Genomic DNA, 26975 nt, shown 5'->3' with positions numbered 1-26975 from the left:
ACAGAAAAAAAAAAGTGCCTGTCCCATTAGGATCCGATATTGCGATACTCTTCAGCAATCCTGATACTTTTTTGCTGGGTGAAAGCACTGACCACGATGACGATGAAGATGTTGCAGATCAATCCAAGAATACCTGCATGGATTTCGAAAGGTGTGGTCTCTGCGACTAGCTGGTAATAGTAGTTTACAAATGTTCCGAGGATAAGTCCTGTGATAACAGCCGGGCCGGTCACTCTTTTCGAATAGAGGGCTCCGTATACGCCGGGTGCGAATTGAACGATGGAGCCATAAGCTCCGAGCAATAGGGCGATGAGCCCCTGACCCCCGAATACGGTGATAAAGTAAGCAAGTCCCCCGACCACAAACACACCGATTCTCATCAGAAGCAATGTGGTTTTATCAGAAAGGTCGGGTTTTACATTCTTGATGACCCCGTCCGTAAATTCCAGTGAGGCACTGTGGGTGATGGCGTCTGCCGTAGACATGGCTGCAGCTAACGCTCCTGCACCCACAAGCCCGTATACCCAACCGGGAAGGCTAAGGATTGTGGTGATCAGGTAAGGAAGAATTTCATCCGGTGCTCCTATGTCAGCTGGATTGACTACATTCACTGCGGAAAAGCCAACAAATAATAGCGGGATAAGAAACAGGGCAAAGATCGGATACACCAATACGGTTTTCTTTATCGTACGTGCATTGGATGCATATGACTTTGAAAATAGGTGTGGCCACATTAAGAACCCTATGAGAGATACGAGAATCGTGGTCGTATAAGCTGTTCCTGACATGGTGGACCCTTCATTTCCGATTTCAAAAAAGGCAGGGTTGTCCTGAACGAGGTTTGCAAACATCCCACCCACGCTGTCGTGAAGCTTATTCACAATCGCAAGGCCGACTACCCACGAGATGACAATCATTAAGATCCCCTGGAACACATCAGACCATGCCGCTGCCCGCAATCCACCAGTTGCAACATAGACGACTACGATTCCATACGCGAGCAGGGCTCCGAGCCAAAGGGGAATACGTCCTTCTGTCATGATATTGAAGATGTAGGCCATCCCTTTCATCTGCGTGGCAAGGTATTGAATGGAAGCGAGTAACGCAATGACACCGATTAAGATAGGCAGGGTTTTGCCTCCATACCGTTTTTTCATAAAGCCTGATACTGTGTATATATTGAATTTACGGCCGATTTTCCCGATTTTCGGACCGATGATGTACCATGGGAGAATCGCAAAAGCGGTATAAGTTAATATATAAAGTGCAGGTGCTCCTTTGGAATATGCCCACCCGGGAGCGCCAAGAAATGAAAAGGCACTAAATACAGCTCCTCCCATCAGGAACCACATCACAACCAATCCGAGGCCTCCGCCTGCCACGGTAAACTCATCTAAAGAATTTTTATCATGACCTCTTCCTGCCATCACACCAACCACTAATGCAATCACAAGGTAGCCGATCATCATGATCATTGCAATCTGCCAATCTGCCATTAATTGACCTCCTCTTCATCTTTGTCAGGATCGATTCGATAGAGTACAAGAACGATCAAAAAGGTAATAATTATCCATAAAATTACCCAGAATACTGAAAACGGCATCCCCATGATGATCGGGGTTGCCCTGTTTCCGATTGAAAACAAGGGGAAAATCAATAGTAGAAACGGTAAAATCAGAGACAAGCAATAGATTTTCGTAAACTTGCTTTTACTCATAAGACACCCTCCTTTTCTGCTGCATATTCCACTTTCCCATCAAGGATCGTTAACTCTACTTTTAACTCTCGTAATCTTTCAGGTTCACAGTGTAAAATCGATTCATTCAACACAACCAGATCGGCAAGCTTCCCGGCTTCAATGCTGCCTTTTATTGTCTCTTCAGAGCTTGCATATGCACCGTTCCATGTATAGGCCTTAATCGCTTCCCCTATGGTGATTCGTTGACTGGCCCCTATCACTTCACCGGACTTACTCATGCGGGTGACAGTTGAGTAAATCCCGTGGAGTGGATCCACGAAGGTGATGGGACTGTCAGAGCCGATGGCAAAAGGAACCTGTGCTTCTGAAAAGCTCTTTAATGGGAACATGATGTCTACTCGTTCTCCATAATCTTTCAAGTAGCCGTCTCCGAATTCATAAATGAAGGCTGGATTTGGTATCGGAACAATCTCCAACTCTTTTATCTGATGAATGAGGTCCGGTGGGGTCATACCGGAATGTTCAATACGGTGACGATGATTTTTTCGGGGATGTCGTTCAAGAGCATGGCGAATGGCTTCAATCATCATTTCAACCGCTTTGTCCCCGATGGCATGTGCGGTGATTTGCCACCCCGCTTCATGCGCTTTTCCGAGGGACTCATTTATTTCTTCCTGCTTCAAATATAAAATGCCTGAGTCATTGGGATTGCTCGAGTATGGCTCCCTTGTCTTAGCAGTAGGACCACTGCTACTTCCATCGATAAACACTTTGGCGGGACCGATTTTCATCCACTCATCCCCAAGGCCTGTCCCGATTCCGCTTACCAGGCCTTTCTCCACCATTTCTACAGAATCATGCAGCGAGCCGTATAATGCGTATACCCTCTGCTTTACTTTCTTTGCTCCTACTGCTTTTTGAAGGAATCGAATATGTTCTGGCCCATATCCCCCGGCATCATGGACACTCGTAATTCCTTTTCCCAAATAATCCTGGGAAGCGAGGGCCAATCCCTGCTCCACTTCCTCTTCAGAATAATTGGCTAAAAGAAACATGTTCATATGTGCGGCTTCTAACAGCAGTCCGGTTAATTCGCCATTTTCACGGCCGTATTTTCCTCCATTCGGGTCTTGTGTTTCAGGATGAACACCCGCAAGCTCAAGCGCTCTCGTATTGACGCAGGATATGTGCCCGCATGTCCGAACCACAATAATCGGGTGTTCGGTGGAAACCTCATCAAGATCCCACCGAGTTATATGCCTTCCCTCTATAAGGGTGTTTTGGTTATATCCCCAACCCCGTACCCATTCTCCCTTTGGAGTTAATCGTGCTTTCTCCTTCAACTTCCCGAGGAGTTCTTTTATACTCACTGCCTCTTTGCCATTCACCCCAAGCTTATTGGTTCCATAAAGTTCGAGGTGGGCATGGGCGTCAATAAAGCCAGGCAGGAGACTTCTTCCTTCCAAATTCACAATCTTCGTTTCTTCACCTGCATATGGTAAAATTTCTTCATTCGTGCCGACTGCGAGTATTTTATTATCCTTAATGGCAACCGCTTCTTTCACGGAAAATTCAGAATTCACAGTAACCACTTCTCCATTTATAAAGAGCATCGTCGCTCTCAAACAATCACCTCCCAAATGGGACAGAGGGACAGGTCCCTCGTCCCAGTCTTCTCTTACTTTTCATGAATAGCAGCCGAGCCGTCTTTTGGGACAAGGTGCCTGTCCCCATCCCCTTGACAAATCCTCGATGCCGTGGCGTAAAGGAGCTCCACCCCTTTTTCAATATCATCCATCTCCGCAAACTCCAGTGGATTGTGGCTGATGCCTTTATCGCAGCGGACGAAGATCATCCCGTAATCGCTTATATAGGACATGAATAAAGCATCATGGAAGGGGCCGCTCATTAAGGTCGGTGAATCCATCCCGAGCTTTTCATCTTCCTCTCTCATAATGTTCTTGATCCAGTCTGCACAATATCTTGGCTCGCTCCGGGTATCTTCTTTGATCTCGTATTTAAGGTTGTAACCAGAAGTAGTTTCTTCGATGATTTGATAGAGTTTTCCCTCGAGTTTCGTGCGCGCTTCAACGTCTATATCACGAAGGTCTACGGTGAACTCCACCTTTTCTGCAATGATATTTCTTGAGTTCGGGAACACCTGCATGCTGCCAACCGTTCCGACCGTTGTTTCGGTACCTTCTTTTTTAACCAATTCATCGAATTTCCGGATGATTTCCGAAGCCCCGACAAGTGCATCCTGCCTCATCGTCATCGGCACCGAACCCGCATGACCCGCAAATCCTTCAAGTGTAACCGTCAGCCAGATTGGTCCGGAGATGCCTGATACAATGCCAACGGGTTTCCCCTTTTCTTCAAGGACCGGCCCCTGCTCGATATGTAACTCGAGAAACGCTGCGATATCCCCCTTCTCGTACACCGGACTTGCGGTTACATCCGGTTCTACCCCGAATTCCTTCAACGCCTCTCTTCTAGTCACACCCTGCTTGTCTTTACGGTCCAGTTCGCCTTCTTCCAGCATCCCGGCTATAGCTCGGACCCCAAATACTCCTTTGTTAAACCGGCAGCCCTCTTCATCGGAAAAACAAATCACTTCAATGGTCCGGTCCGGGACGATTCCATTGTCCTTCATTGTGTGAACCACTTCGATCGCTCCCAGTGCACCAGCTGTCCCGTCGAATCTCCCTCCATATGGCTGAGAATCAATATGTGAGCCCAGCATAAGTATCGGTTTATCCTTGTCGGCACCTTCTATCCTTCCAATCAAATTCCCGAAGCCGTCAATCTTTGCCGTCAAACCCGCCTCTTCCATCCAGCCTTTCACCACTTCCACCGCCTGGCGATCCTCCTTGGAATGGGCCAAACGGCAAACGCCTGTCTCCCCTATTTTCCCTATTTCTGCTAATTCCTCTAGATGACGCTTTAATCTTTCTCGATTGATTGACATAGGATCATCCTTTATTTCATTTTTATCAACCTAATTAAAGTTTATTTTGAAACAGCTTGTTTATCATTAGACACAATGTCTATAAAAGAACTGGCAATTTGTACAGAATGACAAAAAGAATGAAATTTCAGAAAAATCAATAGAGACCTCTATTAACTGAAAATCGGACACCTACCCCCTTTCGACATCCACTCCCCTATTTAGACTAGTTTCTAGAACATTCTCACTTAATCCTGCCAGTCTTTTGAAAATGAAGCGATTTACACAGGGGTTTTCGCAAATATAGCTCCACTTTTAGCTACTAGATCCCTCTCTCTGGAAAAGATAATCTGTCCGTTTTAAAAAAACCATCCGATTTACATAAATTGAAAAATATATCATTAAGCGCCGCAATAAAGTAGAGAGGCCACTCGCTATGCGAATGACCTCTCTACTTCGATATGCATCTCATCGTCAGAACTAACGTGGTTAACCGCTTGCTCAACAGTCTTCCAGCTTTCAGCCAAATCAATAATTTTCTGCTCTCTTTGATCGCTGCTGTGAATAAATCAACATTCCAAAGAACACAAGCACGGATGCCACAATCAGTCCCAGTGAGACAGAGGAAATGGATAACATCTTGAAAATCACGCTGACCGCGACCACCATGTACAAAACAGCCAGCATCTTTTTGACAGACACACCTGAAAATCGTTTCAGCTGGATTGAGCCGATCGGGGTTCCGATCAAGGCTCCGATGATCAGCATGATTCCATGACGATAATCGAGTGCTTCCCCTGCATACAGGTACGAGCCGATTCCCGATAACACAATGATGGAAGCTGCCGATATGCTGGTTCCGATCGCTTTGGTAAGATCAAGCTTCAGCCATTTCGAGAGGAGCGGGGTCATGACAAATCCACCGCTGACTCCCATAAGAGACGAGATAACACCAGTGAACAGGCCAATCAAGGGAGCCGCAGATGCTCCTTTCGCTTTTGCTTCCTTTTGTCGTTTGCTTAAAAACTGATAAGAAAACCAGCTTAATATTCCAATATAGACAATGGAGATAACCGTAGAAGCTCCATTCATCGTATCGAGCCACTTCACGAATGGCACGGTTATGACTGACCCGAGCACTCCGAATCCCCCGAGGAGAACCGCTAATCTCGGGTTTACATTTTTTAATCGAATGTGAGACATTGTCCCTGTCACAGTCGATCCTAATGTCAGCATTAAGGAAAGAATAATCGCCTGGCTCGGTTCATAGCCAAGTACAAGTAAGGTTGGCGTCAGAACTATCCCGCCTCCAATGCCAAAGAAACCGGAAATGATACCGATGACTGCACCACCTATGATAAATAAAAACCATTCCATTTTGTTGGTCACTTCCTTCGTTTAACATTATACATTCCCTTAGGCTATAATAGAAATGAATAATATTAATGCAGACAATTACGTTTTGTAATGGAGGGACTTTATGCAACTGGACTGGATTCGAACTTTTGTCACTCTCGCCCAGCTACAGCATTTTACGAAAACAAGTGAATTCCTGAATCTGTCTCAACCGACCGTCAGTGTCCACATCAAGAAAATGGAACAAGCCTTGGGAGTCGAACTCATCCACCGGTCCTCTACCAATCAGGCTTTTCAATTAACACCCGCAGGAATTCAAGTGTTTGAGCAAGGAAAGAAGATGTTGGAGCTGTGGAGAAAGATGGAACAGGTCACACAAAAGACTGAGGTAATCCTATTAAGGATCGGGGCCACTCACACCGTCAGTGATGTACTGCTTCCCGACTTTGTCAAAAAAATTAAGATTCTCTATCCACACGTTCGCCTTCAACTGATGATCCACAATCACGAAACCATTGTAGAGGCGCTGAATCACCATGATCTTGATCTTGCCCTTGTGGAGGGAACAAGGGGACTCGAGCCCTTTCATCTAGAAGTAATCAGCCGGGATGAACTGCGATTCTTCGCAAGCAGCCGAATGAATCTACTTTCCACCCCTCTCATCCTCCGTGAAATCGGATCAGGAACTAGGGAATATGCCGACGATTTTCTAAGATCCGAACGCATCGTGCCAACAGAAATCCTGGAAGCAAGCAGTCATTACTTAATAAAGCAACTAGCCGTAAGAGGCCTCGGGATTGCATTTCTTTCAAGCTCAATGGTTAAAGAAGAAGTGCTTCAAGGAAAGCTTGTCCCGATTGATCCTTATGTGATTTACCGGCCATTTTATGCCGTATATCCCGAAAATGCAAAATCCGGATCAATCGTAAGGGAATTAGTGGGATTGATTGAGAATCCTTCTTAACATAGGGACGGACCTCCGCTAAGCTGGAGGTCCGTCCCTATGTTTTACCTGCCACATCACCTTTCAACTCACACTTGAATCCGTTGTTTTTGGGAACTCAAGCAACACTTGATAGGTTTTCACCTTTATAAAAGCTAAACTTACTTTATACTATTAAATGAGGTGAGTGTTTTGTTCGATATGAAAAAAGTAGGGAAACAAATTGCGCAGTTAAGGAAGGAAAAAAACATTACACAGATGGCGCTTGCAGATCTGTTAGGGACCAGTTTCCAAGCGATCAGCAACTGGGAGCGGGGGCAGACAATGCCCGATATCTCTAAACTGCCTGAACTTGCAAAGATATTTCAAGTCAGCATCGACGACATTTTAACAAATAGTAAAGGTACACAGTTAGTCAAAGAGCTAGTTGAGAACGAGACATTAGCTGATTCCAAGCCCATCCAAAAGGAAGAATTTATAAACGCGGCACCTATTCTTACATTAGACCAGGCAGACATGGTCTATCAAAATGTAAAGGGTGAATTATCTGCAGAGGAACTTTCATTAATAGCACCTTACATTAACCAAGATTCGATTGACGCATTGGCAAAAAAAGAATTTGAATCAAGGGGCCTGGAGGGATTATCGTCAATAGCAACCTATATCAGCCAGGATATCATTGACGCATGTGCAAAGACGGAATCTAAATCCTATGGGTTGAGAGCCTTGACCTCCTTGGCTCCCTTCATCAGCCAGGACATCATAGATTCATGTGCCAAAATGGAACTTGAATCAAATGGGCTGGAAGGTTTAACTTCCATGGCACCATTTATCAGCAAAGAAGTTATAGATGAGTGCGCAGCAAAGGCATTTGAGCCGATGGGGCTGAAAGCTTTGTCCTCCATGGCACCCTTTATTAGTGAGGAAATGCTCATTCATTGTGCTAAAGAAGGGTATAAGCTTAACGGACTTAAATCCATTGTCGCAATCGCCCCATTCCTGAAGAAAGAGTACCTGAATGAACTTGCCTTAGACGCAATATCTGAAAAGGGAATAAGTGAAATCATTCCGATCATGCCCTATATTGACCAGAAATTCATTCAAGATAAAATCCCTAAATAATTTCCTCAGGAAAAGAGGGACTGACCTCCGCTATGCAGGAGGTCAGTCCCTCTTATTACTTACCCAAAAAACCACCCTCTGATTTTATCAGCTGCCCGGTAATCCACCCGGAGTCATCGCTGGCTAAAAATCGGATCAACTTTGCTGCATCCTCGGGTTCACCTAGACGTCCCATTGGAAACATCGGAAGTAAGTGATTCCTTAACTCTTCATTGATCCACCCTGAATCGGTCGGACCCGGATCAATTGAATTGACGGTGATGCCAATTGGCGCGAGGCCAACGGATAATGGCTCAGTGATAGCAATCAACATACCTTTTGATGCGATATAGGCCAGATTATTTGGATCTGGACCCTTTGATACCATGTTGATGATCCGCCCGTCTTTTCTTTCAGGAAAGGCTTTTTCATATCTCTTCGCAAACTCCATCGTCAGCATGAGAGTCCCGCTATTGTTCACTTGATAATGTTTATCCAGAATGTCTTTATTCAGTGTCCGGAAATTGGCCGGTGACTCGAATGTCGCATTGTTTACTAGTACGCTTGGTGTTCCCAGAGTTTCCTCCACCCGATCCATTATTCGACGCAGCGATCCGTCTTCGCTCAGGTCAACCTCCATATGAAAGGCACGTACATCCATTTGTTTTAATTCTTCACATAAGGTTTTAGGAAACTCATTCTCTACTCCATTTCCACTCGCCTCATCAAACGCGGTCCAATGGGTAAAAAAAATATCTGCCCCGGCACCTGCAAGCGAACGGCAAATCGCTGACCCTATTCCTTTTGAACGACTTGCTCCTGTCACGATCGCTACTTTTCCTTTTAGATTGGTCACTTTATATTCCTCCTATTTTTTCAGGAAGCGAAAAGGTGTCATGAAGAGATGCATTTTGTTCCCGACACAAAAAAAAGTGGATACCAAGGCATCCACTCAAGGTGTTGGGTATTCAATCACACCAGGCGCTCCTTGTAAATGATGGTCAAACAGACACACTTCTCCCGTCAAAATGATAGGTTCATAGTCCATTGATCTCGTTTATCATTACAAGATTGTCCACATGTCTGATTGAAGTCCCCTTTCGTCTACATCTCTCACTTCGAAGTATAATGGAATTTTTTTCAAAAGACAATCTATGGTTATCGTAAAAGCTTCCTTTTTATCTCGATAAAAGGAATGAAATTGATAGGGAATCTCCTTCATAATCTATTAATCTCGCAAACTGACAGAAGAAAGAAGCCCAGAAAAGATTTTCTGAGCTCTTCAGATCAATGCCCGGAGCCGCCACCGGAGTCACGCCCCCCTCCCATGGTGTAATTCCGATCTTCACCAGGTTTAGCAGAAGGGTGAATCCCCTGTACATGTCGGTCGTTCCCCCTTTTCTTTCGCCTGATATCGATGAGTAAAGCAAATAGTAAAGTTCCTACTATCAGGATCACAAACCACCACATCATTCATCACCCCTTATACAGAGTATGAAGGCACAGAGGATTTATCCCTTATTTCGATATTAACTTAATGGTACTTCCCTGTATCAAAAATCGATATAAAACGGGTGTTTCGTTTCATCCAAACAGTATTCGATTCTCTCCCTGAAGTTCTTCCAATTGACCATATCCAAGGCTTCCTCAACCGGAAAGAACGCGACTTCCAGACTTTCCGAGGAAGTTGTAAGTTTCCCTCCGACCGGCCTTGCCAAAAACAGTGTGTTACAGATCGAACGGCTTACATTCTGAAACACCCCGCAAAATTTGACTAATTCGATATCTATCCCTGATTCTTCCTTCGTTTCCCTGATAGCAGCTTCCTTCAGTGACTCGCCTTCTTCCACCTGTCCCCCCGGCATTTCCCAGCCTCTTCGTGGACCTTTGATTAACAGGATTTCTCCTTTTTCATTCTGTACGATCGTTGCTGCTGAGATGATGTGTTTGGGTGGTGAATAAATTGTTTGTGTACGTTGATCATTTGAAATCAAGAAACTTCTCCTCCTCTTCCTTATTACTACCAATTATTTCAAAAGTGAATAAGGAGTTCAATCGTTGTTTTTATAAAAACTGGAAAATCATGATACTGGTTCCCGGTTTTATTTTTATAAGGTACAAGGGACAGCTTTTCATGATAGGAAAGCTTGGTTAAGCTATCCTATCGTTATCAAGTCTTCAAAACAATATCAGCACTTTCCCATGGATGAAAGGTATTCAAATAATAATCTTCCGCCTTCCAATATCTATTCTCAAACTTGTCCCGTTTCTGTTTAGCAGTCTCTGCTTCCCGCATAAATCTCTTTTCCCGGGGACAATCCAAAAAGATGAGGTGGTGATAGAGATCTGCCCATTCCTTTCTTTGGAGAAAGACACCTTCCACGATGATGAGACCTGACTGTGGAAGCGTAATCGTTCTACAGTCACGGGTATCCGTATGTGGATCATAAAACGGAAGATTGATTTCTTTGTCCTGTTTCAGCTTTCTAAAAAAATTTTCTCTTAACCAATGAACGTCCCATTGCAGGTGAAAATATTCATACCACTCTTCAAATCCAGTATGATATCGTTGGTTGCGTTCAACGATGTGGTCATCGATATGAAAGATATGGTGATCGATCTTCTCTCTTTTCAAACTTTCTCTCAGTTGTTCCACGAACGTTGTTTTTCCGGAACGGCTTAAGCCGTCTATTCCTAAAATGGTTCTGTCATTAGATTGAATGGTAGCCAGGAGTTCCTTTATATCAAATTGGGTTTTCATTATGTTCTCCCTGTTTTTAATAGAATCGGTCACTATGCAATATCGCATCAATGGCTTCGATATTTCTTCCTTCTCTCATAATAACTCCAAGTTTTATGCATGAAATGTCCTCTTTTAACAAAAAAAGTGGACTTAGAGGGATGGATGAGTGTGCGGAAAGAAGCCTGGAGGTAGTTTGAGTACAGTTATGATCCAGGTTAACAACTTTTCGGTCCGAATTCGAGATTTATGAACCTGAATCAGGATTTATGAACCGGTTTTCAATGTTTATGTTCCACTTTTTTTAAAATATGAACATCTTGTCGAATATTCTTTGTTGGGTTCAAGGTCCGTCCCTCTATTATTAAAAGCTGTCTTCATATATCACTGTGCGGTCTTGATTGTAGATCGATAGGTGAAGTTCGTTGTCGATGGTGAGATCCCTTTTGTTTTTATCATAAAACAAGATCATTCCTCGTTTACCGTCTAATGGCTGAATGACCGTTGTGCCGTCATGAAACTCAACTTTCACTTCCTTTGCTTCATCGAGGAGGCGCTCATCGTTTATGATCACATGGGCATGGGGCATTCCGGTATTGCTCATTCCGATGTTCACTTTTTGGTCGTCATTCCCACTCCATCCGACATTGTCTTCTATCAACTTATCATTCTCGTTGGTGGAAAGATAATAGATTCCATTTTGAAGTAATATGATGGTTGCGTCCTCTGTTTCTTCGACGATCAAGGGATGGATGTTATGTTCGCTGATAAAGTCGTCCACTTCTTGCCGGGAAGGAGAAGTATAGTTGGTGTGCGCTTCTTGATTCGAACACCCGATGACGGGATAACCCACTAGTAAATAAAAATGCTAGGAGTACTCTTTTCATATAACGTTTCCTGCAGTCACATAGTCCACTAATTCCTCAATGGTTCCGGTACATACTTCAACTTCCCGCAAATGATAGAATGTCGTTGTCAGTGCAAAGTCACTTAATTCGTTATGAGGGGAATATAAGATGACTCGTTTATTAAGTCCAAGAGCTATCCCTAGTTCAACATGACTTCCTTTTCCACCCGGCAATAAAACGAGGATCACATCGGAGTCGATGATGGCCTGTTTTTCATTTTCACCAATCTTTTTCAGCTCCTCAACGGTCGAGGCTCTGCTATTTTGAGTCCAGTCATATGTATGGATATATCCTTTTCTTTTCAAACGTTCACTGACATCACGTACTTGCTTAATGTTATGAAAGCTTGATGCAACATAAAAGTTCATGTGATGCTCCTTTCTTATTGAAAACATAACCTTATTTTACCATAAACTCTTAATTAAAAAGGGGAGCACCCGCCAGGAGGCTCCCTTTTATCTTACTTACTGGAAAATTAACCACCGATATAAACACTTTCACAAGATCCGGCTGCCGGTTCATAATAACAATGATTCTTAAATTGACCGGAAAAAGGTTGATTGTACCATGTTGGAGGACATGGGGCGTAGGGGTTGAAATACCAGAGAGCATATTTCGCCGGGTGCTGGGCCCAAAAATCCAAATTCTTTTTGGCTAATCTTTTTTCAACCGATCTCGCTCTGTTATAAAAGAGATTCCCTTTTTGAACAGCTTCAAAGGAATAGTTTCCTCCCTGTACGTGAAATATGACTTGTCGGATACTTCTCACTTCTTTAAAGTCTAAACAATCCGCTTTCGCACGGTTCACGATGACGTTTCCGACATACAACATCCCTTGTTTTCCTTCACCCTCGGCTTCAGCTCGCATCATCCTCGCCATTAAGGCAACGTCTGCATCTGTGTATTTGACTCTTGGCATTTTTTTCACCTCAGTGATATTTTATGAAAAAAGCCCACATTGATGTCATTATTTATAAAATAGAAGCGGTTAGATTGTTAAGTACGATAGAACTGCTTGACTGCCTTCCCACTATTCAAACATAAAAAGCCCTGGATCCCTGCCACAATGGACCAGCATAGTATGTAGTTGGCCCCTATGATGATACATATGAGCTACAATTTGTAAAAGCCATTCATATCTTGTGTACGTCACACCCCAATGGGAGGTTGTTTCAGTGAGAAGAGCTTCTTCTGATAAGTTCATATAGTTAGAACAAAGTGATTCGAAATGTTCCGGCAAAGCTTCTCGTATCGATTGTAAATCTTTATATGAAACCGATGAATAAAAAGCTTCCATATCGTCTTGAGAAGCTTCATTGGATATGCGCCAATCTGCTTCACAAATTAGTGCAATATGTTCTAAAAGTTCTCCTACGGAATGCTTGTCTGGGGCAGGTCTTTCATGCAGGTCTTTCTCTTCCAATTGGTTGACCATTTTCACAAGGGTTTCGATACAAACCTGTATTTGATGTAATGCTGATTTACAATAGGGATTCATCTTAACCTCCTGCATATATTCTTCTAAGGTAAGCATTTGTAATGTGTACACTGTTCAAGGTGGATGCTGATGCCATCTCTGCCTTTGTTGAATGAGTGCTTGACACTCACCTCTTCTTCCGTTCATTTCCCCTTTTGAAATTACCTGTTATCTTTGCCATGACAAGTTGGACGGCTTTGTCATTTTCAGCCGCGTTCATGTTTTTAATAAATTTTTCTGCTTCCCTCCCTTTTAAAATTTTCACCCGCTTCCCTTCATGTTCGATAAAAACAGATTGATCTTTATTGACCCGATACTGAAAAGGAGCTTCATCTAAACGGTTTCTTTTGTCGGTATTGTCCATTGTTTATCCTCCATTGGTTGTATCATCTTATTATTCTTTGTACGCTGTAATTACCGCATACTCACTTCCAGCAATGATTTCCTGCTCATGCATGCTTGTCCACTTCCCAACTGATACTTCAGGATGGTTCTCTATATAGCTCTGAACGATTTCAAATCCGATTTTATAGTTGGCCCATTGTGGGATACCTTTTGAAGGATTACCGCTTCTGAGACCTAAGTGAAGTCTTGGATCACTTGAATCCCCGATTTCCATTAATTCTTTCACTACTTTTTCTTTTGTTTCTGTATTCATCGGGTCTTTCCAGGGGACATCGATTTGTGGGTAAAGAATACTTGCAAACACATCTGCTTTCCCTTCCATCACAACCGCACCCAATATAGTGTGCATCATGCCATCATTGCTTTCTCCCTCAATGGCATGGTTATATTCGTGGGCAACCAAATACTTTAACATGCCTTTATCGAATGAGGGCAAAAGTTTCAACACAATCACATCCTCGGCCAAGACGATTCCTTCGACACCACCCATTTCTTCCACAGCGAGCGTATCTTCAGGATTTGCCGGTAAGACAAAAATTTTCTTATTGTCCCCCGGAAGCTTCTCTGCTGATTTGAGTAAGGCTTCCTTGATAATCTGATCGGTGGAATCTTTATCCCGGATCAAGTCAGCGATCGATTCCTCTAACTTGTCCAATTCATACGTGGGCTCAAAAGGATAAGCTAAGCTGAAGCTTTCCATATCGGACAGCTCTTTGAATGGTACAAAAACCTGGTCAATATACACCGCCTCATTGCTGCTTCCAGATTTCTCCCGGACGCTGTTAATGTATTCCTTCATTTCATCATACATGTAAATAATCTCGAACTCCTGCTCATTTTGTGTGAATGTAATCGGAGCTCCCTGTACCTTCTGATGCACTGGTTGATCTTTTGAACAGCTTATGAATAACAAAGATATCAAGGGTATGAGTAGTGTTTTTCCTAATGGTTTCATTCTTCTCGCTCCTTCATTACAAATTAGGTATAAAATTCCATTTTATTATTTCTATACGTATTTTTTTTCAGGAAAAGTTTCATTCTTTCATTAATAAAGCATGAATCTGATGGGAACATTCTATTTTAATAATTGAGCATCTTGTCTAGTATTCTTTCTATTCGATCAAGGTCCGTCCCTCGTTGTATTTTAGTGTGTTCCATAAAGTTTTAGCAATAAAATAAAAGGGAAAAGAGAAGCTATGATCAATTACCTGAGAGGAGGAATTCCCATCTTTGGAGACTCTGGAGTTGCGTTAATTGTCATCATACCGATGCCCATTATCTTGGTGCTTATTGTAGCTACGATCCTCTTTTTCAATCAGAGAAGGATAAAAATTTTTAAGGTTTCTGTGGTCAGGACGGAATCATTGGAATTTCATAAAAAAGTGGTTGGCCGAATAGTAGTAAATGTGACTTTCCGGACAACAACCCTTTTTAGACGAGTACCCCCAGGAAGTACATCGATAATGTGAATGATACGAGATAGAAAGTTTTAGTGAATACCTATCATAAAGTATCATTCATGGATGACGCTTTATAATCACAATCTTTCTGTACATGCCATTGAACATCAATGGCATGTCCTCTTGCACAGATATCGTTCCTTTATATTTTTCAACTAGTGCCTCGAAGCTTAGACCAATATCGGTACCTGCTAATCTGATCAGCGGTCTGAGAACTTTTTTAATAGGAGAAAGCCCTCTTCCTTCAGGGATAAACTTATCGAAGAGGATCAACTCACCATCTTTCTTCAACACCCTGATCATTTCCTTGAGACACTGATCTGCATCTGGTACAACGGATAGAATAAGACTCCCAATTACTACATCGAATTGATGATCGTGAAAGCTCATCTTCTGTGCATCCATTTTCAGAAATTGTATCCGGGAGGCCCGAAATTTCCTTCTAGCTTTTTCAAGCATTTCATTCGAATAGTCGATCGCGGTAATGTTCAGTGTCTGATGATGGATCCATTCCAGATCAGCCCCTGTGCCTACGCCAACAAATAAGATTCGTTGATTTTCATGATACGTCTCTCCTTGAAATACCTTTTGCCGGGCTTTACGAAATTCACCTGAATTAAAAAACGTATCATATAAGGGAGACCAGAGTTTATATATCCATTCATTCCAACGGTTGTTCATGTTGCACCTCAAGTTTCTCGATAGAAACCCCTGCCTCTATGTAGCTTCTTACCAGCTTCCACTCGTTATGATTGTTCTTCTTGAATGTATTAAAAAAGAGATTTGCGGTCTCCATTGATTTTCCATGGATATGAATGGTTGCAGATAGGATGACCATGATTTCATCTTCCCTTAACGGAATGATGGACATTTCATTTACATCCCACTTTGCATCGTTGGCCTTCACGAAATGAAACCCTTGCCTCCATCCATCAATCGATTCTTCATATCCAAAGTCTGCGATTTCTCCTCCCGTTACTTCTCTTGCTTGATAATCCTTTGAAATGAAATGTTCCAGCTCCATTAAAGATGAACGTTTCCAGGCTGCCAAAAATGCATCAAGAAACGGTCTGAACGTATGTCCGCTCATAAAATCCCCTCCTAAAATGACATGATCAATTATCAGTCTTATCTAAAGTAAACTAAAATCTGATTCGATTTCCCAATACCTTCAACACTCCTGCCCTCCTGCTCCTGAGTAACACATTTGATCCTAAATAACACAGAAGCCGTATTTATCGGACGGAACTCGCTTTTTGATCGTTTATTTTTTTCTGCGCCAGCCAGGTACGTATCATGCTTGGAACTCCAGCTGCCATACTGACCATAAAACTCCACATGACATAGCGCCAATCCCCTGTGAACAGCGCCACACAGATGAAAAATGCCAGTTGACCAACTAGTGAAAACCAGGAAGCAATCCATGCCAGTTTCATATTTTCTTTCACTCAGACTCCCCCTCATTAAAAATCACACTATACAATTCCTTTTATTCCAATTATTTCAAAATACTTCTCCTGACTCAATCACTTTTTTTAAAAAACTTCAGCTTAATAATGAGATCAGGTGAGCAATATGAAACGTTGTATAAAAAAGAGGGACGGACCTTGTACTTCTGATTTGAAGTACAAGGTCCGTCCCTTTGTGTTAACAATTTAAGACGGTTCACTACTATAGAGGTCTGCTTCTATATGTTCAAAAAATGGACTCGGATCGCCAACGCTGAATAGCTGCAGTTCATGCATGGCTCTTGTGCAGGCTGTGTAGAATAAGCGGCTGAGGCTTTCGTCACCATACGAGTGGGCGGATGCGTCATAAAGGATGACGGCGTCAAATTCGATTCCTTTTGCTAAGTAAGCCGGGATGACGATCACACCCTGTTCGTATTCAAGGGAGGCGCTTTTCATGAGCTTGATGCCTTCCACACCACTTAAGGAGGCGTATGCGGCTTCACTTTCTCTCGCAGATTTACATATGACGGCTATGGAATGATAGTCCCGGCCCCGCCATTCTTCTATTTTCGCTGCAATGCGCCCATGAAGTTCATCATGATCAGAGACCTTGGTGAGCACAGGTTTTTCCCCGTCCCGGTCAAATGGGGATATCTTATCTCCACTAGGCACAAGCCGGCGTGTGAACTCGATGATCGGCTTAGTGGACCGGTAGCTCTGATTCAGGTTGATTACGTTGGTTTCATCCTGTCCGTAGAGTCCAGTCAGTGTGCTGAAATCCACGTGCTCACGTGCATGGGCAAAGATGGCCTGATTAAAGTCGCCAAGCACGGTCATTTTGGCTGCAGGAAACAGACGCTTGATGAATTCGAATTGAAGAGGTGAGTAGTCCTGAGCTTCGTCGATGAGCACATGCTTAATCGACGTATTGGTCTGAAAGCCGAGAATCAGCTCTTTTAACAATAAAAAAGGAGTCGCATCCTCGTAGAACAATTCCCCTTCCTCGAGCATGTTCACTGTCGAACGGCAAATATCCTTCCACTCTTCAGGGATCTCCCCAATCCATAATGTGGAGATGTTCGTCGGATCGGCAAAAAGCTGATGATACATTCCCTTCACGTCCACATATTGAAATCTCTCGATCGCTTTGCGCAGTCTCTTGAATCTCCTGCGAACAATCAATCGTGCCAGAGCCTCATACTCGATTTCATAATCATTCGAAGGGTTTTTCTTCTGCAGGTGCTGATGCGCTTTATGATAATCCTCATTGCTCATCAGTTCGATTTCTTCTTCGACCCAAGGCTTGCTCCGTTCACTCTTCTCTGCTTCATCAATCTGTTTATTGATCCACTCGGTCAATTTCTCCAGCCTGTTATGAAAAAGCAGTGACGTATCACTGGTATAAAAGCGTTCCTTGATTTGATTCGCTGTGACGACCGGCTTTCCCCGAAACTTAATTCCTTTGAATCGCATCCCGGATTCCTCCAGGGACGTTCTGTATAATTTAATGATGTCAAAGAAATCCGTCGATGCCTTGAAGGAAATACTTGCCGTCCTGGTCCGGTACGATGGGGCATTCGTTTCAGTCAGGACGTATTCCAATTGACTATATGGTCCCTCCAATTCGAACTCCTCACTCAAACGATGGTCCAAATATTCCTGAAAAGTCACCTGCTCCATATTTTCTTCACCAAGCTCAGGCAATACGTTCGATACGTAGCTGTTGAACATGGCGTTCGGGGAGAACAGAATAATTTGATCCGCTTTAAGACTGCCTCGATATTTATAAAGTAAATACGCAATCCGCTGAAGGGCTGCCGATGTTTTACCGCTGCCCGCTGCACCTTGAACAATGAGGAGCCTGCCGTGATCGTGCCTGATGATCTGATTCTGCTTCTGCTGGATAGTCGCCACGATGCTGTGCATATGGGTATCGGTCCGCTTCCCAAGCACCTCCTGCAAAATTTCATCCCCAATCGTCAGGCTGGTATCGAACATGGAGTCGATGACGCCGTCCCTGATGAGGTACTGCCATTTTTTCTCCAACCTCCCTCCGATTACGCCACCTGGTGTGATGTATTCTGCGGGACCAGGCGGATAATCATAGTAAACGCTCGAAATCGGAGCGCGCCAATCATAAATCAGGAAATCCTCCCCACTTTGATCCGTCAAGGTGGCAATACCGATATAGACCTTATCCGGAGCCGATTCTCCCTCTTCGGTAAAATCAATACGTCCGAAATAAGGCTTGCCCTTCATGCGCTGTAGAGCGGATAACTTTTTGACTGCCTGTCTGTGAGTGCTTTGACTGACGGTTAACACTTGTGCCTGTTGCCTCAAACTGAGGACGGTTTCCAGAAAATCATCAAACGTATCCGTATTCACCTTGACCTCATCCCAGAAGTGTTTGCGGATCTCCACCACTTCCTCTTGGCGTCGTCCGGTTTCATCCTCCAGACGTCCGATTTGCTCCACAATTGTCTCAATGACACGGTCCACACGTTTCTGCTCCTGCCGAATTTCAAGATTCATCCAAGCACTCCTTTTCCAAAAAAAATTGAGGGTTGACGAAAGAGTAAATTATGTTATATAATTAATATTGAGGTAATATGTTTTAATTTACTCGATTTAAGCGTTTCTGTTCTAATTTATCATAAATATCAATTCTAATCAACATAAATATGAAAACTGCCAAACAATTAATTATCGTTTGGCAGTTTTTTTGTGAGGAAAAGAGGGACGGACCTCATGCCTTCATTTGAAAGCACAAGGTCCGTCCCTCTGCATTATAGGAAACCCTTCCCCTTAGCAACATACCTTTCCATAATCGAAGCAGGCACCAAGTTCCCGCCTGTCGCCCACACTAGATGAGTCGCTTGATTTAATTGATTATTAGTTAGTGAAAGTGATTCAAGATGCTTTCGTATCTGTGGGGAAGTTGGACCCAACATCCCCGCAAGTGCTGAAGGCTCCAAGGAAATGGACTCTGATTTGTGTAAAAGAGCCAGCATTTTAAATAAGTTTTCATCATTCACTGTATACACGCCGTTCACCAGTTTCTGCACCATCCTTCCCGCTAATGCTGAAGGGCGCCCGACTGCCAGTCCATCGGCTTCTGTCCGGTTGCTTAATCCTATATCCTGGACAGAAATATTTTCGTGTTTTCCAGTCGATAGCCCAAGAAGCATACATGGAGAATTGGTTGGTTCGGCAAAGTAACAATGAACATGATCGCCAAATACATGCTTCAAACCGTAAGTCACCCCTCCAGGTCCACCTCCAACGCCGCATGGCAAATATACGATCAATGGATGATCCCTGTCGACCGTAATCCCCTTTTCTTCAAACTGCTTTCGCAATCGCAGTGCAGCGACTGCATAGCCCATGAAGAGATCCTTCGAATTTTCATCATCTATGAAAAAACAATTCGAGTCCTTCACACATTGCTTTCTTCCTTCTTCAACGGCATAGGAAAAATCGTTCTGATGCTCGATCACCGTTACTCCTTTTTCTCTGAGAAGCGCCTTTTTCCACTCTTTCGCTTCACGTGACATATGAACCGTCACATTGAAACCAAGAGCTGCACCTATGGTTCCTATACTCAAGGCTAAGTTTCCCGTCGATCCTACCGCAATGGAATATTGTGAAAAGAACTCCTTAAACGAGCGATCGGCTAACAAGGAATAGTCATCCGTCAATTGGATCATATCGTGGTCAAGCAAGAGTGTTTCTGCAAGTTTCAGTACTTCGTATATGCCTCCCCTTGCCTTAATGGAACCGGCAATGGGCAGCTCATTATCACATTTCACTAGTAACTTTCCAAGTATAGTGGTTTGATAATACTTTTCCAGTTCTTGCTGCATAACCGAGAGCCTTTGGATAGGTGACTCAATGATTCCATTCTTCTCTTCTGTTTCGGGAAAAGCTTGTTTTATGTATGGGGCAAATCGCAGAAGCCTCTTTTCTGCGTCGTAGATATCAGTTCCATCTACAGTGTTTTTTGCAGAATGGCCGTAGGATATTAGTGATGAGTTTGACCAAAAGGTCTCTTTCAGTGATTTTAGATCGGAAAGTAAAGCAGGTTTTAATCCGTATGTAAGTTCCATCATTTATCTCCCCCTCGATTTACGTATCATTTTACAGAAGTTTTAGTGCCTTTAGAAGTTTAATGTTGACTATCTTTTGAAGGGGAAGATGGATCCGTATGACACTGTTTGTAGAATTCTATGATTTTTTATCAATTTCCGGGGAAATAGTTGTAGAAATTTGGAGGACGAGGAGACTGCCCCCCTCGTCCGATAAGAATTCATCCTATTGTATTTGTGTTTGTCGTGACAAGGTTCCTCTCCCCTTCCCCCATTGTGTTCTTCGATTAGAATGGAGAGCCATTGTGACGCTCAATAAGATAATCATTGCCCCGATCATTTGCATCCCGCTTACCGACTCCTTCAACACAATATATCCCACCACCATTGCCACAAATGGTTCAATGTTCAATAGGAGTGACGTATTGGTCGATCCAACCTTTGATATACAATGATTCCAAATAAGCGGGCATATACCATGCATGATGATCGCTGTAAAAAAAAGCAGCATCCAAATGTTGAACGGAACGGCGCTCAATACGGAGACATCTGAGAATGGCAAAAATACGCTCATCAAGATCAACCCCACCATGGTCGAATAAAAGGTCAATAGAATAGAAGAAAGATGCCTTGCATATCGTTCCACAAGGACCATGAAGACGGAAAATGTAAGCATCGTGAGAAAGATATATCCTTCTCCCATACCGATCACGATGGAGCCTTTCTTCATGATGACCAGAAGCACACCGAAAAAGCTGAGCAGGCTCCACATCCAGAAAAACGGGCTTTTGCGTTCCTTAAATACAACCGAATTGATAAGGGATGTACAAATGGGGGCTGTAGCCAGGATCAAGGCAGCCGTTACGGGTGATGCCGTGGTCAAGCTGGCATAGAAGCTCCAGTGATTCAAGGTTACGCCAATAAAACCGATGAAGAGCAGTGGGACGATCATGGATTTCAACGTACGAAATTGTTTAATTGGCTTGAAGAACACCATAAGCAGGAACAAAGTTATAAAAATAAGCCTTAAAAAAGCGATTTCCATCGGCTTGAAATATTGCACTAATATCGCACCGAATATAAAATTGCTTCCCCAGCATATCACACAAAAAAGGAGGCCCATGTAGAGATACACGGGCTTTCCATTTAGCTTTTCTGTCATTTCACCAGCTCATGGGTACTCCAGAGAGACCCATATACCACTTTTCCTTTGTTCATCACGGCCAGTCGTTTCGGTCTTCTGGCAACGACCTCTGCTGACGAAGCGGCGTCAACGAAGATAAAGCTTGCATCATCTTCCACTTTCGGCCACTTGTATTCACCTGTCTTCGTCAATGCTGTTGTTCCTCCAGTTATCCACTTCAGGCTGTCTCTTAAGGATACTTCATCGCTCCTTCTTGTCACCTGTCCGTATTTATACACTTTCTCTAACACGTCACCGTGACCCAGTGGACTCCAGGAGTCGTAGAATCCATCACACCCAAGATATACCTCCACGCCATGATCATCCAGGAGCTGTATTGGCGGAAGAGATTTTGTCAAAGGGATGGTCGACATGATCGAAACACCATTTTCCCTCAAACGCTCTGCCAATTCAATTTGTTTCATTTCAGGCACCTCTCCGATACAGAAGGCATGGCTGATGGCTGTCCGTTTCTGCCAATTCGACTCTTCCACCAGATCGATCCACTTATCGATCGTGTAGGTTCCCACATGCCCGCTATCGTGTAGATGGATGTCTACATCCGCATTAAACTCCGTTGCGATATTCATCGTTTCATAGAGTGACTTTTCAATTGAGCGATCGATTCCTGCAGGATCGAGGCCTCCTACCATGGTGGCTCCATTTCGCATCGCTTCTCTCATCAATGTCGGCACGGAATCTCTTAATAATCCATGCTGAGGGAAGGCAATGATATCTGCAGTGACTGCATGTTTATACTCGTCCAATGCCTCGATGACACCCTCGAGGTTCTTCAATCCAATGTATGGGTCAATGTTTACGTGAGTGCGAATATGAGTTGAACCGTTTGAAAGGATTTCGTCGATCATCCGTATTGCTCTTTGTTTCGTCGTTGGTGCGAGTTCTGTCAGCTCCTCTGCTTCAAATTGCAGTCGTTCTTTCAGATTATTAACAGGCTTCGTTGCTTTCCATCCAAGGGTTAGATACGTTTTATCCAAATGGTTATGCATTTCTTTAAAAGTTGGAATGGCCAAGTTACCTTTCACATCATAGACCACATCAGCAGTCTCGGGTATGGACTGTGTATGAGACAGCTGTTGAACGATTTTCCCTTCCTTAACACCGAGATGAAAAAGCTCTGTTTTCGTTTCCGTCATTCCTTCATTTTCCATATTTCCTACTTCAAGCTTCACATTTTTCAGCCAGATCATCGAAATGTCTCCCTTCTATTATTTATTGATCAGTACGGATTCAGATTGAGGCAGCGTCACTTTTTCTCCGTTTTTATAAACAGAATCAATTTTTGCTCTTCTTGCCACTGCTTCCGCTGAGCAGCTTGCTTCTACCAGGACAAAGTCTGCTGCGTCCCCGACTTGAGGCCAAACCTGCTTCCCTGCATCATCCAACGGCGTGATCCCGCCGGATGCATATTTCCAAGTACGGTTGATGGAGTACTCATCGATCAGTCGGAATCGTTCAGCAAGGATATTCAGCTTCTCGATCGTATCCCCTGTTCCAAAAGGTGACCAATGATCGGTTAAGCTGTCATGTCCGACGGATACCTGTATACCATACTGATCCAGAGTTGGAACCGGAATGGTTGGACGGTTAATCGGAATGGTCGTGGTAATATCAATCTCTTGATCTTTCAGGATGGCCATCATATCTGTAAGTGATTGCCCATCAAGGTCTCCAAGTGCAATGGCATGACTGATCGTGACACGCCCCTTCAAGTTCGCCTCTTTTGTAAAATCTGCAAGACGTTCAAAGGTGAAAGCCCCAAGTGTGTCCGGGTCATGAAGGTGAATGTCGACACCGGCATTATGCTCGGTGGCAATGTCAAACGTCGTATAGAGCGATTGATCGATATGACGGTCCACTGTCGCCGGATCGACTCCGCCGACAAGGGTCGCACCATTTTTCATGGCTTCCCGCATCAGTTCCACAGAGTTGCTACGCAGAAGCCCATGCTGAGGAAACGCCACAATGTCATAAGTGAGGTGATGTTTATACTTCTCTAATGCTTTAACGGTGACTTCCAGGTGCTTTAAACCGGAAGTCGGTTCGATGTTGCAATGAGTCCGAATGTGGGTATGACCATTTTGAAGCAGCAGCTCGATCATCTTTTCCGCCCTATCCTGAGCGTATGGCAACTGTTTTGGGAGCAGCTCCTGTTCTTCTTCTATTCTTGTAAAAATACCTTTTGTGATCGGACGGCACGCCTTCCATGGACCGCTGTAGTAAGTTTTATCTATATGGATGTGCATTTCACAGAAGGAAGGCAGGATCAGCTTCCCCTTTGCATCCATCACGGCTGTCCCAGCTTCAATCGCTGACTCGTCATTCACGATGGCCGTAATCTTTCCATTTTCTATTTTGACATGGGCATATTTAGTAAGAGTTCCTATCACGACTTCATTCTCTTTCTCAAAACCGGTTTCCATTCTTACATTTTTCATCCAAATCGTTTTCATAGAATCAACCTCCAAGATTTAGTGTTTACAAGATTACGGATGGGCTCATCACCACCCGCACCATCCTTATTCGATCGTTGCGCCATTCACCATTAAGTAGTTGGCAGCACTCAACCAGAAATCCTTCACTTCATTGTTGTATACTGCTAAATGTTCGTAATTTCGAATTGGAATGTATACCGCTTCTTCCATTTCAATGGTCATCGCTTCTTCATATAATGTCTTTCTGACTTCCGGATCCACTTCTTTTCTTGCCTGCTCGATGAGATCATCGACTTTTTCATTGGTGTAATAGAAATGGTTTCCTGGTGAACCGTGGGAAGCAGAGTGGAACAAGTTGTATTGGTTGTAGTCTCCGTCACCGGTTGCATTCCCCCATCCTCCGATGAACATATCTTGTTCTCCAGTATCTACGGCTTCAATATACGCACCATATTCAAGCACTTGAATATTGACTTTGATCCCGATTCCCTTCAGCTGGGACTGAATGACTTCTGCCATATTGATCCTTTCTTTACGGTCACTCGTAATCAATGTTAATTCGAGACCTTTTTCAAATCCTGCTTCTTTCAAAAGCTCCTTGGCAGAATTCGGGTCATACTCATACGGTTTCACGTTTTCACTATGACCGAATACTTGTGGACTCATGGCAGCATTTGCTAACGTCCCCACTCCGTTATAGACACCTTTAATGATTGCTTCTCTTTCAATTGCCATGGAAATGGCCTGTCTTACCTTTACATTATCGAAGGGCTCTTTTTGTGTATTGAATCCGACATACTCGACGGCTAACCCTTCTGTTCGATACAGATTCAATGTGTCAGAGCTTTCGATACGTTCGATTTCAGTCACAGGCACTTGATCACTGATATGGGCTTCACCCGTTTCAATCATCGCTAATCGTGTCGCGTCCTCTGGTACAACCTGAAACTCGATTCCATCAATATTTGGCTGTTCACCCCAATACTCTTCATTTTTTCCAAGGGTGATGGACTGACCTGACTTCCAGGATTTGAAGGCAAACGGCCCGGTACCGACCGGATGCTTAGCAAGACTATCAGGATTTTCTTTCAAAGCTTTCGGACTCATGATGCTTCCTTCGTTACTTGCAAGAATCGATAATAGAGGTGCATAAGGAGCATCCAGCTTGAATTGCACTTTATATTCATCCAGTATGTTTATTTCTTTGATCATTCCGAGCTTATCCTTTTGAGGAGATCCTGTGTTTGGATCCAGTAGGCGTTCGAACGTTATTTTGACTGCCTCTGCGTTTAATTCAGATCCGTCATGGAACGTGATTCCCTCATTTAATGTGAATTCCCATGTTGTATCGTCCGGCTGCTCCCAGCTCTTCGCCAGTGACGGAACTATGTTCATTTCTTTATCAAATGTCACAAGACTCTCGTACACTTTTTGATAAAGTACATTGGCGGACGGAATATCTGTGATGAAGTGAGGATCCAAATTGGTTGCATCGGATAATCGGACGACCTTCAGTACCCCGCCTTCTGATTCACCGCCTTGTTTGCTTGCGGTTTCACTTTCTACATTACTTGTCGAACACGCCTGGGTAATGAGCATGACCATCACGACCAATAATCCTGCGATCCCCCTGAAATACTTCTTCTTTTCTTTCAATTCCTCCACTCTCCCTTTTCCGTATTGTTGGTGCCTATCTGCATTATAAAAAAGAAAACAGCAGATGATTTTCAATATCTTTACCAACTTTTTAATTATTTTGACAATTCAAACTTATCACCTTCCCTTTCCATCCCTCTTCCTCTATCTTTGAATTACACAAACCATTTCAATGAGGAGGAAACGTCATGTCGACAGAACTCAAAGTGCAAGAACTTCAATCACCCATACTCGATTCTAAACCGAGCCTTTTTGAAAAAAGGATCAAACCCTTCTGGGACACCTTTTCGAAAAACAAGGCAGCTGTAGTTGGAGGAGGGATCATTCTCTTCTATATTTTGATCGCCCTGTTTGCTCCTTTACTCGCTGTTTATGATCCCTATGAAATCCGACTGGACAATAAACTGCAACCCCCAAGCACAGAGCATTGGATGGGGACGGATGATAAAGGGCGGGATATCCTTGCAAGGATCCTCTACGGCTCCCGTCTTTCAATGGGGGTCGGTTTCGCCGCAGTCGGCTTCGGTGCTTTCTTTGGCATCATCATGGGGTTGATTTCCGGTTTTTACGGAGGTTGGATCGATACCGTCATCAGCAGAATACTGGATGTCATGCTTGCTTTCCCTGGAATCCTATTGGCTCTTGCCATCATCTCTGCACTGGGACCGAGCCTTGTGAATGTCATGATTGCCGTCGGGGTGTTCTCCATTCCTTTATTTGCAAGGGTTGTCCGGGGATCGACGCTTGAAACGAAGAAGCTTGAATATATCGATGCCATACGGTCGCTTGGAGCCAATGATTTCATCATCATCTTCAGGCACATCCTGCCGAACATTTTATCTCCCATCATCATTCAAGGATCCTTGCGACTTGCCACCGCCATCCTTTCAGCAGCGGGATTATCCTTCCTTGGCTTAGGGGCACAGCCTCCTTCACCTGAATGGGGTACGATGCTGTCCAGCGGAAGGGACTTTTTATTCACGGCTCCCTACATCGCCCTCTTCCCGGGGTTGGCGATTTCCATTCTCGTACTCGGCTTTAATTTGTTCGGGGACGGCCTTCGGGACGCGCTTGATCCGAGACTGAAATCATAATAAGGAGGAATATG

27 protein-coding genes are annotated in these 26975 nt (G+C 43.7%); 3 read left to right on the top strand and 24 right to left on the bottom strand.

Going from position 1 to position 26975, the window contains the following annotated elements; translation table 11 throughout:
* Window positions 1–26 precede the first annotated feature (26 nt).
* The 5 genes from ACYH0O_RS06155 to ACYH0O_RS06135 form a co-directional block, all read right to left on the bottom strand.
* A complete protein-coding gene (locus tag ACYH0O_RS06155) occupies window positions 27–1496 on the bottom strand; it encodes a sodium:solute symporter family protein (RefSeq protein ID WP_482631623.1) in 1470 nt (489 codons plus the stop codon).
* The gene (locus ACYH0O_RS06150; RefSeq protein WP_482631622.1) at window positions 1496–1717 is read right to left on the bottom strand and encodes a DUF3311 domain-containing protein; all 222 of its coding nucleotides are present in this window, start codon (window positions 1715–1717) and stop codon (window positions 1496–1498) included. The genes ACYH0O_RS06155 and ACYH0O_RS06150 overlap by 1 nt, the downstream gene beginning before the upstream one ends.
* Complete coding sequence (locus tag ACYH0O_RS06145; RefSeq protein WP_482631621.1) at window positions 1714–3324, bottom strand: amidohydrolase; 1611 nt, start codon at window positions 3322–3324, stop codon at window positions 1714–1716. The genes ACYH0O_RS06150 and ACYH0O_RS06145 overlap by 4 nt, the downstream gene beginning before the upstream one ends.
* Before the next feature lie 53 nt (window positions 3325–3377).
* Entirely contained in the window at window positions 3378–4667 is a 1290-nt protein-coding gene (locus ACYH0O_RS06140) for a M20 family metallo-hydrolase (RefSeq protein ID WP_482631620.1), read from the bottom strand.
* A gap of 507 nt (window positions 4668–5174) precedes the next feature.
* The gene (locus tag ACYH0O_RS06135; RefSeq protein WP_482631619.1) at window positions 5175–6023 is read right to left on the bottom strand and encodes a sulfite exporter TauE/SafE family protein; all 849 of its coding nucleotides are present in this window, start codon (window positions 6021–6023) and stop codon (window positions 5175–5177) included.
* 103 nt (window positions 6024–6126) lie between these two features.
* Between ACYH0O_RS06135 and ACYH0O_RS06130 the strand changes: the two genes are divergently transcribed.
* Together ACYH0O_RS06130 and ACYH0O_RS06125 are read left to right on the top strand one after the other, a co-directional pair.
* The gene (locus tag ACYH0O_RS06130) at window positions 6127–6966 is read left to right on the top strand and encodes a LysR family transcriptional regulator (protein WP_482631618.1); all 840 of its coding nucleotides are present in this window, start codon (window positions 6127–6129) and stop codon (window positions 6964–6966) included.
* Between the two features lie 180 nt (window positions 6967–7146).
* Complete coding sequence (locus ACYH0O_RS06125; RefSeq protein ID WP_482632508.1) at window positions 7147–8067, top strand: helix-turn-helix domain-containing protein; 921 nt, start codon at window positions 7147–7149, stop codon at window positions 8065–8067.
* Between the two features lie 55 nt (window positions 8068–8122).
* Here ACYH0O_RS06125 and ACYH0O_RS06120 read toward each other — a convergent pair whose 3' ends face one another.
* The 19 genes from ACYH0O_RS06120 to ACYH0O_RS06030 form a co-directional block, all read right to left on the bottom strand.
* Window positions 8123–8902, bottom strand: coding sequence for an SDR family oxidoreductase (locus ACYH0O_RS06120; protein WP_482631617.1), 780 nt, complete (start codon window positions 8900–8902; stop codon window positions 8123–8125).
* 431 nt (window positions 8903–9333) lie between these two features.
* Window positions 9334–9519 (bottom strand): hypothetical protein, encoded by a 186-nt coding sequence (locus ACYH0O_RS06115; protein ID WP_482631616.1) that lies wholly within the window; start codon window positions 9517–9519, stop codon window positions 9334–9336.
* Window positions 9520–9599: 80 nt separating this feature from the next.
* On the bottom strand, window positions 9600–10040 hold the full coding sequence (locus tag ACYH0O_RS06110) for an NUDIX hydrolase (RefSeq protein ID WP_482631615.1): 441 nt from the start codon (window positions 10038–10040) through the stop codon (window positions 9600–9602).
* 176 nt (window positions 10041–10216) lie between these two features.
* Window positions 10217–10807, bottom strand: a complete 591-nt coding sequence (locus ACYH0O_RS06105; RefSeq protein ID WP_482631614.1) for a kinase — start codon at window positions 10805–10807, stop codon at window positions 10217–10219.
* Window positions 10808–11150: 343 nt separating this feature from the next.
* Complete coding sequence (locus ACYH0O_RS06100; RefSeq protein WP_482631613.1) at window positions 11151–11639, bottom strand: hypothetical protein; 489 nt, start codon at window positions 11637–11639, stop codon at window positions 11151–11153.
* A 30-nt stretch (window positions 11640–11669) separates the two neighbouring features.
* Window positions 11670–12062: a nucleoside 2-deoxyribosyltransferase gene (locus ACYH0O_RS06095; RefSeq protein ID WP_482631612.1), complete on the bottom strand. Its 393-nt coding sequence runs from the start codon at window positions 12060–12062 to the stop codon at window positions 11670–11672.
* Window positions 12063–12169: 107 nt separating this feature from the next.
* A complete protein-coding gene (locus ACYH0O_RS06090; RefSeq protein ID WP_149157337.1) occupies window positions 12170–12613 on the bottom strand; it encodes a cell wall hydrolase in 444 nt (147 codons plus the stop codon).
* A 111-nt stretch (window positions 12614–12724) separates the two neighbouring features.
* Complete coding sequence (locus tag ACYH0O_RS06085; RefSeq protein WP_482631611.1) at window positions 12725–13192, bottom strand: DinB family protein; 468 nt, start codon at window positions 13190–13192, stop codon at window positions 12725–12727.
* Window positions 13193–13298: 106 nt separating this feature from the next.
* Entirely contained in the window at window positions 13299–13535 is a 237-nt protein-coding gene (locus tag ACYH0O_RS06080) for a hypothetical protein (protein ID WP_482631610.1), read from the bottom strand.
* A 30-nt stretch (window positions 13536–13565) separates the two neighbouring features.
* Window positions 13566–14531 (bottom strand): DUF2268 domain-containing putative Zn-dependent protease, encoded by a 966-nt coding sequence (locus ACYH0O_RS06075; protein ID WP_482631609.1) that lies wholly within the window; start codon window positions 14529–14531, stop codon window positions 13566–13568.
* Between the two features lie 562 nt (window positions 14532–15093).
* Window positions 15094–15717, bottom strand: a complete 624-nt coding sequence (locus ACYH0O_RS06070) for a class I SAM-dependent methyltransferase (protein WP_482631608.1) — start codon at window positions 15715–15717, stop codon at window positions 15094–15096.
* Complete coding sequence (locus ACYH0O_RS06065; protein ID WP_482631607.1) at window positions 15698–16126, bottom strand: flavoprotein; 429 nt, start codon at window positions 16124–16126, stop codon at window positions 15698–15700. Before ACYH0O_RS06065 ends, ACYH0O_RS06070 begins: the two co-directional genes overlap by 20 nt.
* Window positions 16127–16271: 145 nt before the next feature.
* The gene (locus tag ACYH0O_RS06060) at window positions 16272–16484 is read right to left on the bottom strand and encodes a hypothetical protein (protein WP_482631606.1); all 213 of its coding nucleotides are present in this window, start codon (window positions 16482–16484) and stop codon (window positions 16272–16274) included.
* A gap of 207 nt (window positions 16485–16691) precedes the next feature.
* A complete protein-coding gene (gene helD / locus ACYH0O_RS06055) occupies window positions 16692–19019 on the bottom strand; it encodes an RNA polymerase recycling motor HelD (RefSeq protein WP_482631605.1) in 2328 nt (775 codons plus the stop codon).
* 254 nt (window positions 19020–19273) lie between these two features.
* The gene (locus ACYH0O_RS06050; protein ID WP_482631604.1) at window positions 19274–20596 is read right to left on the bottom strand and encodes a D-serine ammonia-lyase; all 1323 of its coding nucleotides are present in this window, start codon (window positions 20594–20596) and stop codon (window positions 19274–19276) included.
* Between the two features lie 202 nt (window positions 20597–20798).
* A complete protein-coding gene (locus tag ACYH0O_RS06045; RefSeq protein WP_482631603.1) occupies window positions 20799–21734 on the bottom strand; it encodes a DMT family transporter in 936 nt (311 codons plus the stop codon).
* Entirely contained in the window at window positions 21731–22966 is a 1236-nt protein-coding gene (locus ACYH0O_RS06040; RefSeq protein WP_482631602.1) for an amidohydrolase, read from the bottom strand. Before ACYH0O_RS06040 ends, ACYH0O_RS06045 begins: the two co-directional genes overlap by 4 nt.
* A gap of 18 nt (window positions 22967–22984) precedes the next feature.
* Window positions 22985–24229 (bottom strand): amidohydrolase family protein, encoded by a 1245-nt coding sequence (locus ACYH0O_RS06035; RefSeq protein WP_482631601.1) that lies wholly within the window; start codon window positions 24227–24229, stop codon window positions 22985–22987.
* Between the two features lie 66 nt (window positions 24230–24295).
* Complete coding sequence (locus tag ACYH0O_RS06030; protein ID WP_482632507.1) at window positions 24296–25816, bottom strand: glutathione ABC transporter substrate-binding protein; 1521 nt, start codon at window positions 25814–25816, stop codon at window positions 24296–24298.
* A 239-nt stretch (window positions 25817–26055) separates the two neighbouring features.
* Between ACYH0O_RS06030 and ACYH0O_RS06025 the strand changes: the two genes are divergently transcribed.
* On the top strand, window positions 26056–26961 hold the full coding sequence (locus tag ACYH0O_RS06025; RefSeq protein WP_482631600.1) for an ABC transporter permease: 906 nt from the start codon (window positions 26056–26058) through the stop codon (window positions 26959–26961).
* The last annotated feature ends 14 nt before the right edge of the window (window positions 26962–26975 follow it).

Source organism: Rossellomorea sp. H136 (genome assembly GCF_056838065.1).
The sequence above is the reverse complement of the archived record's forward strand: the minus strand, read 5'-3'. Positions and strand labels throughout refer to the sequence as shown.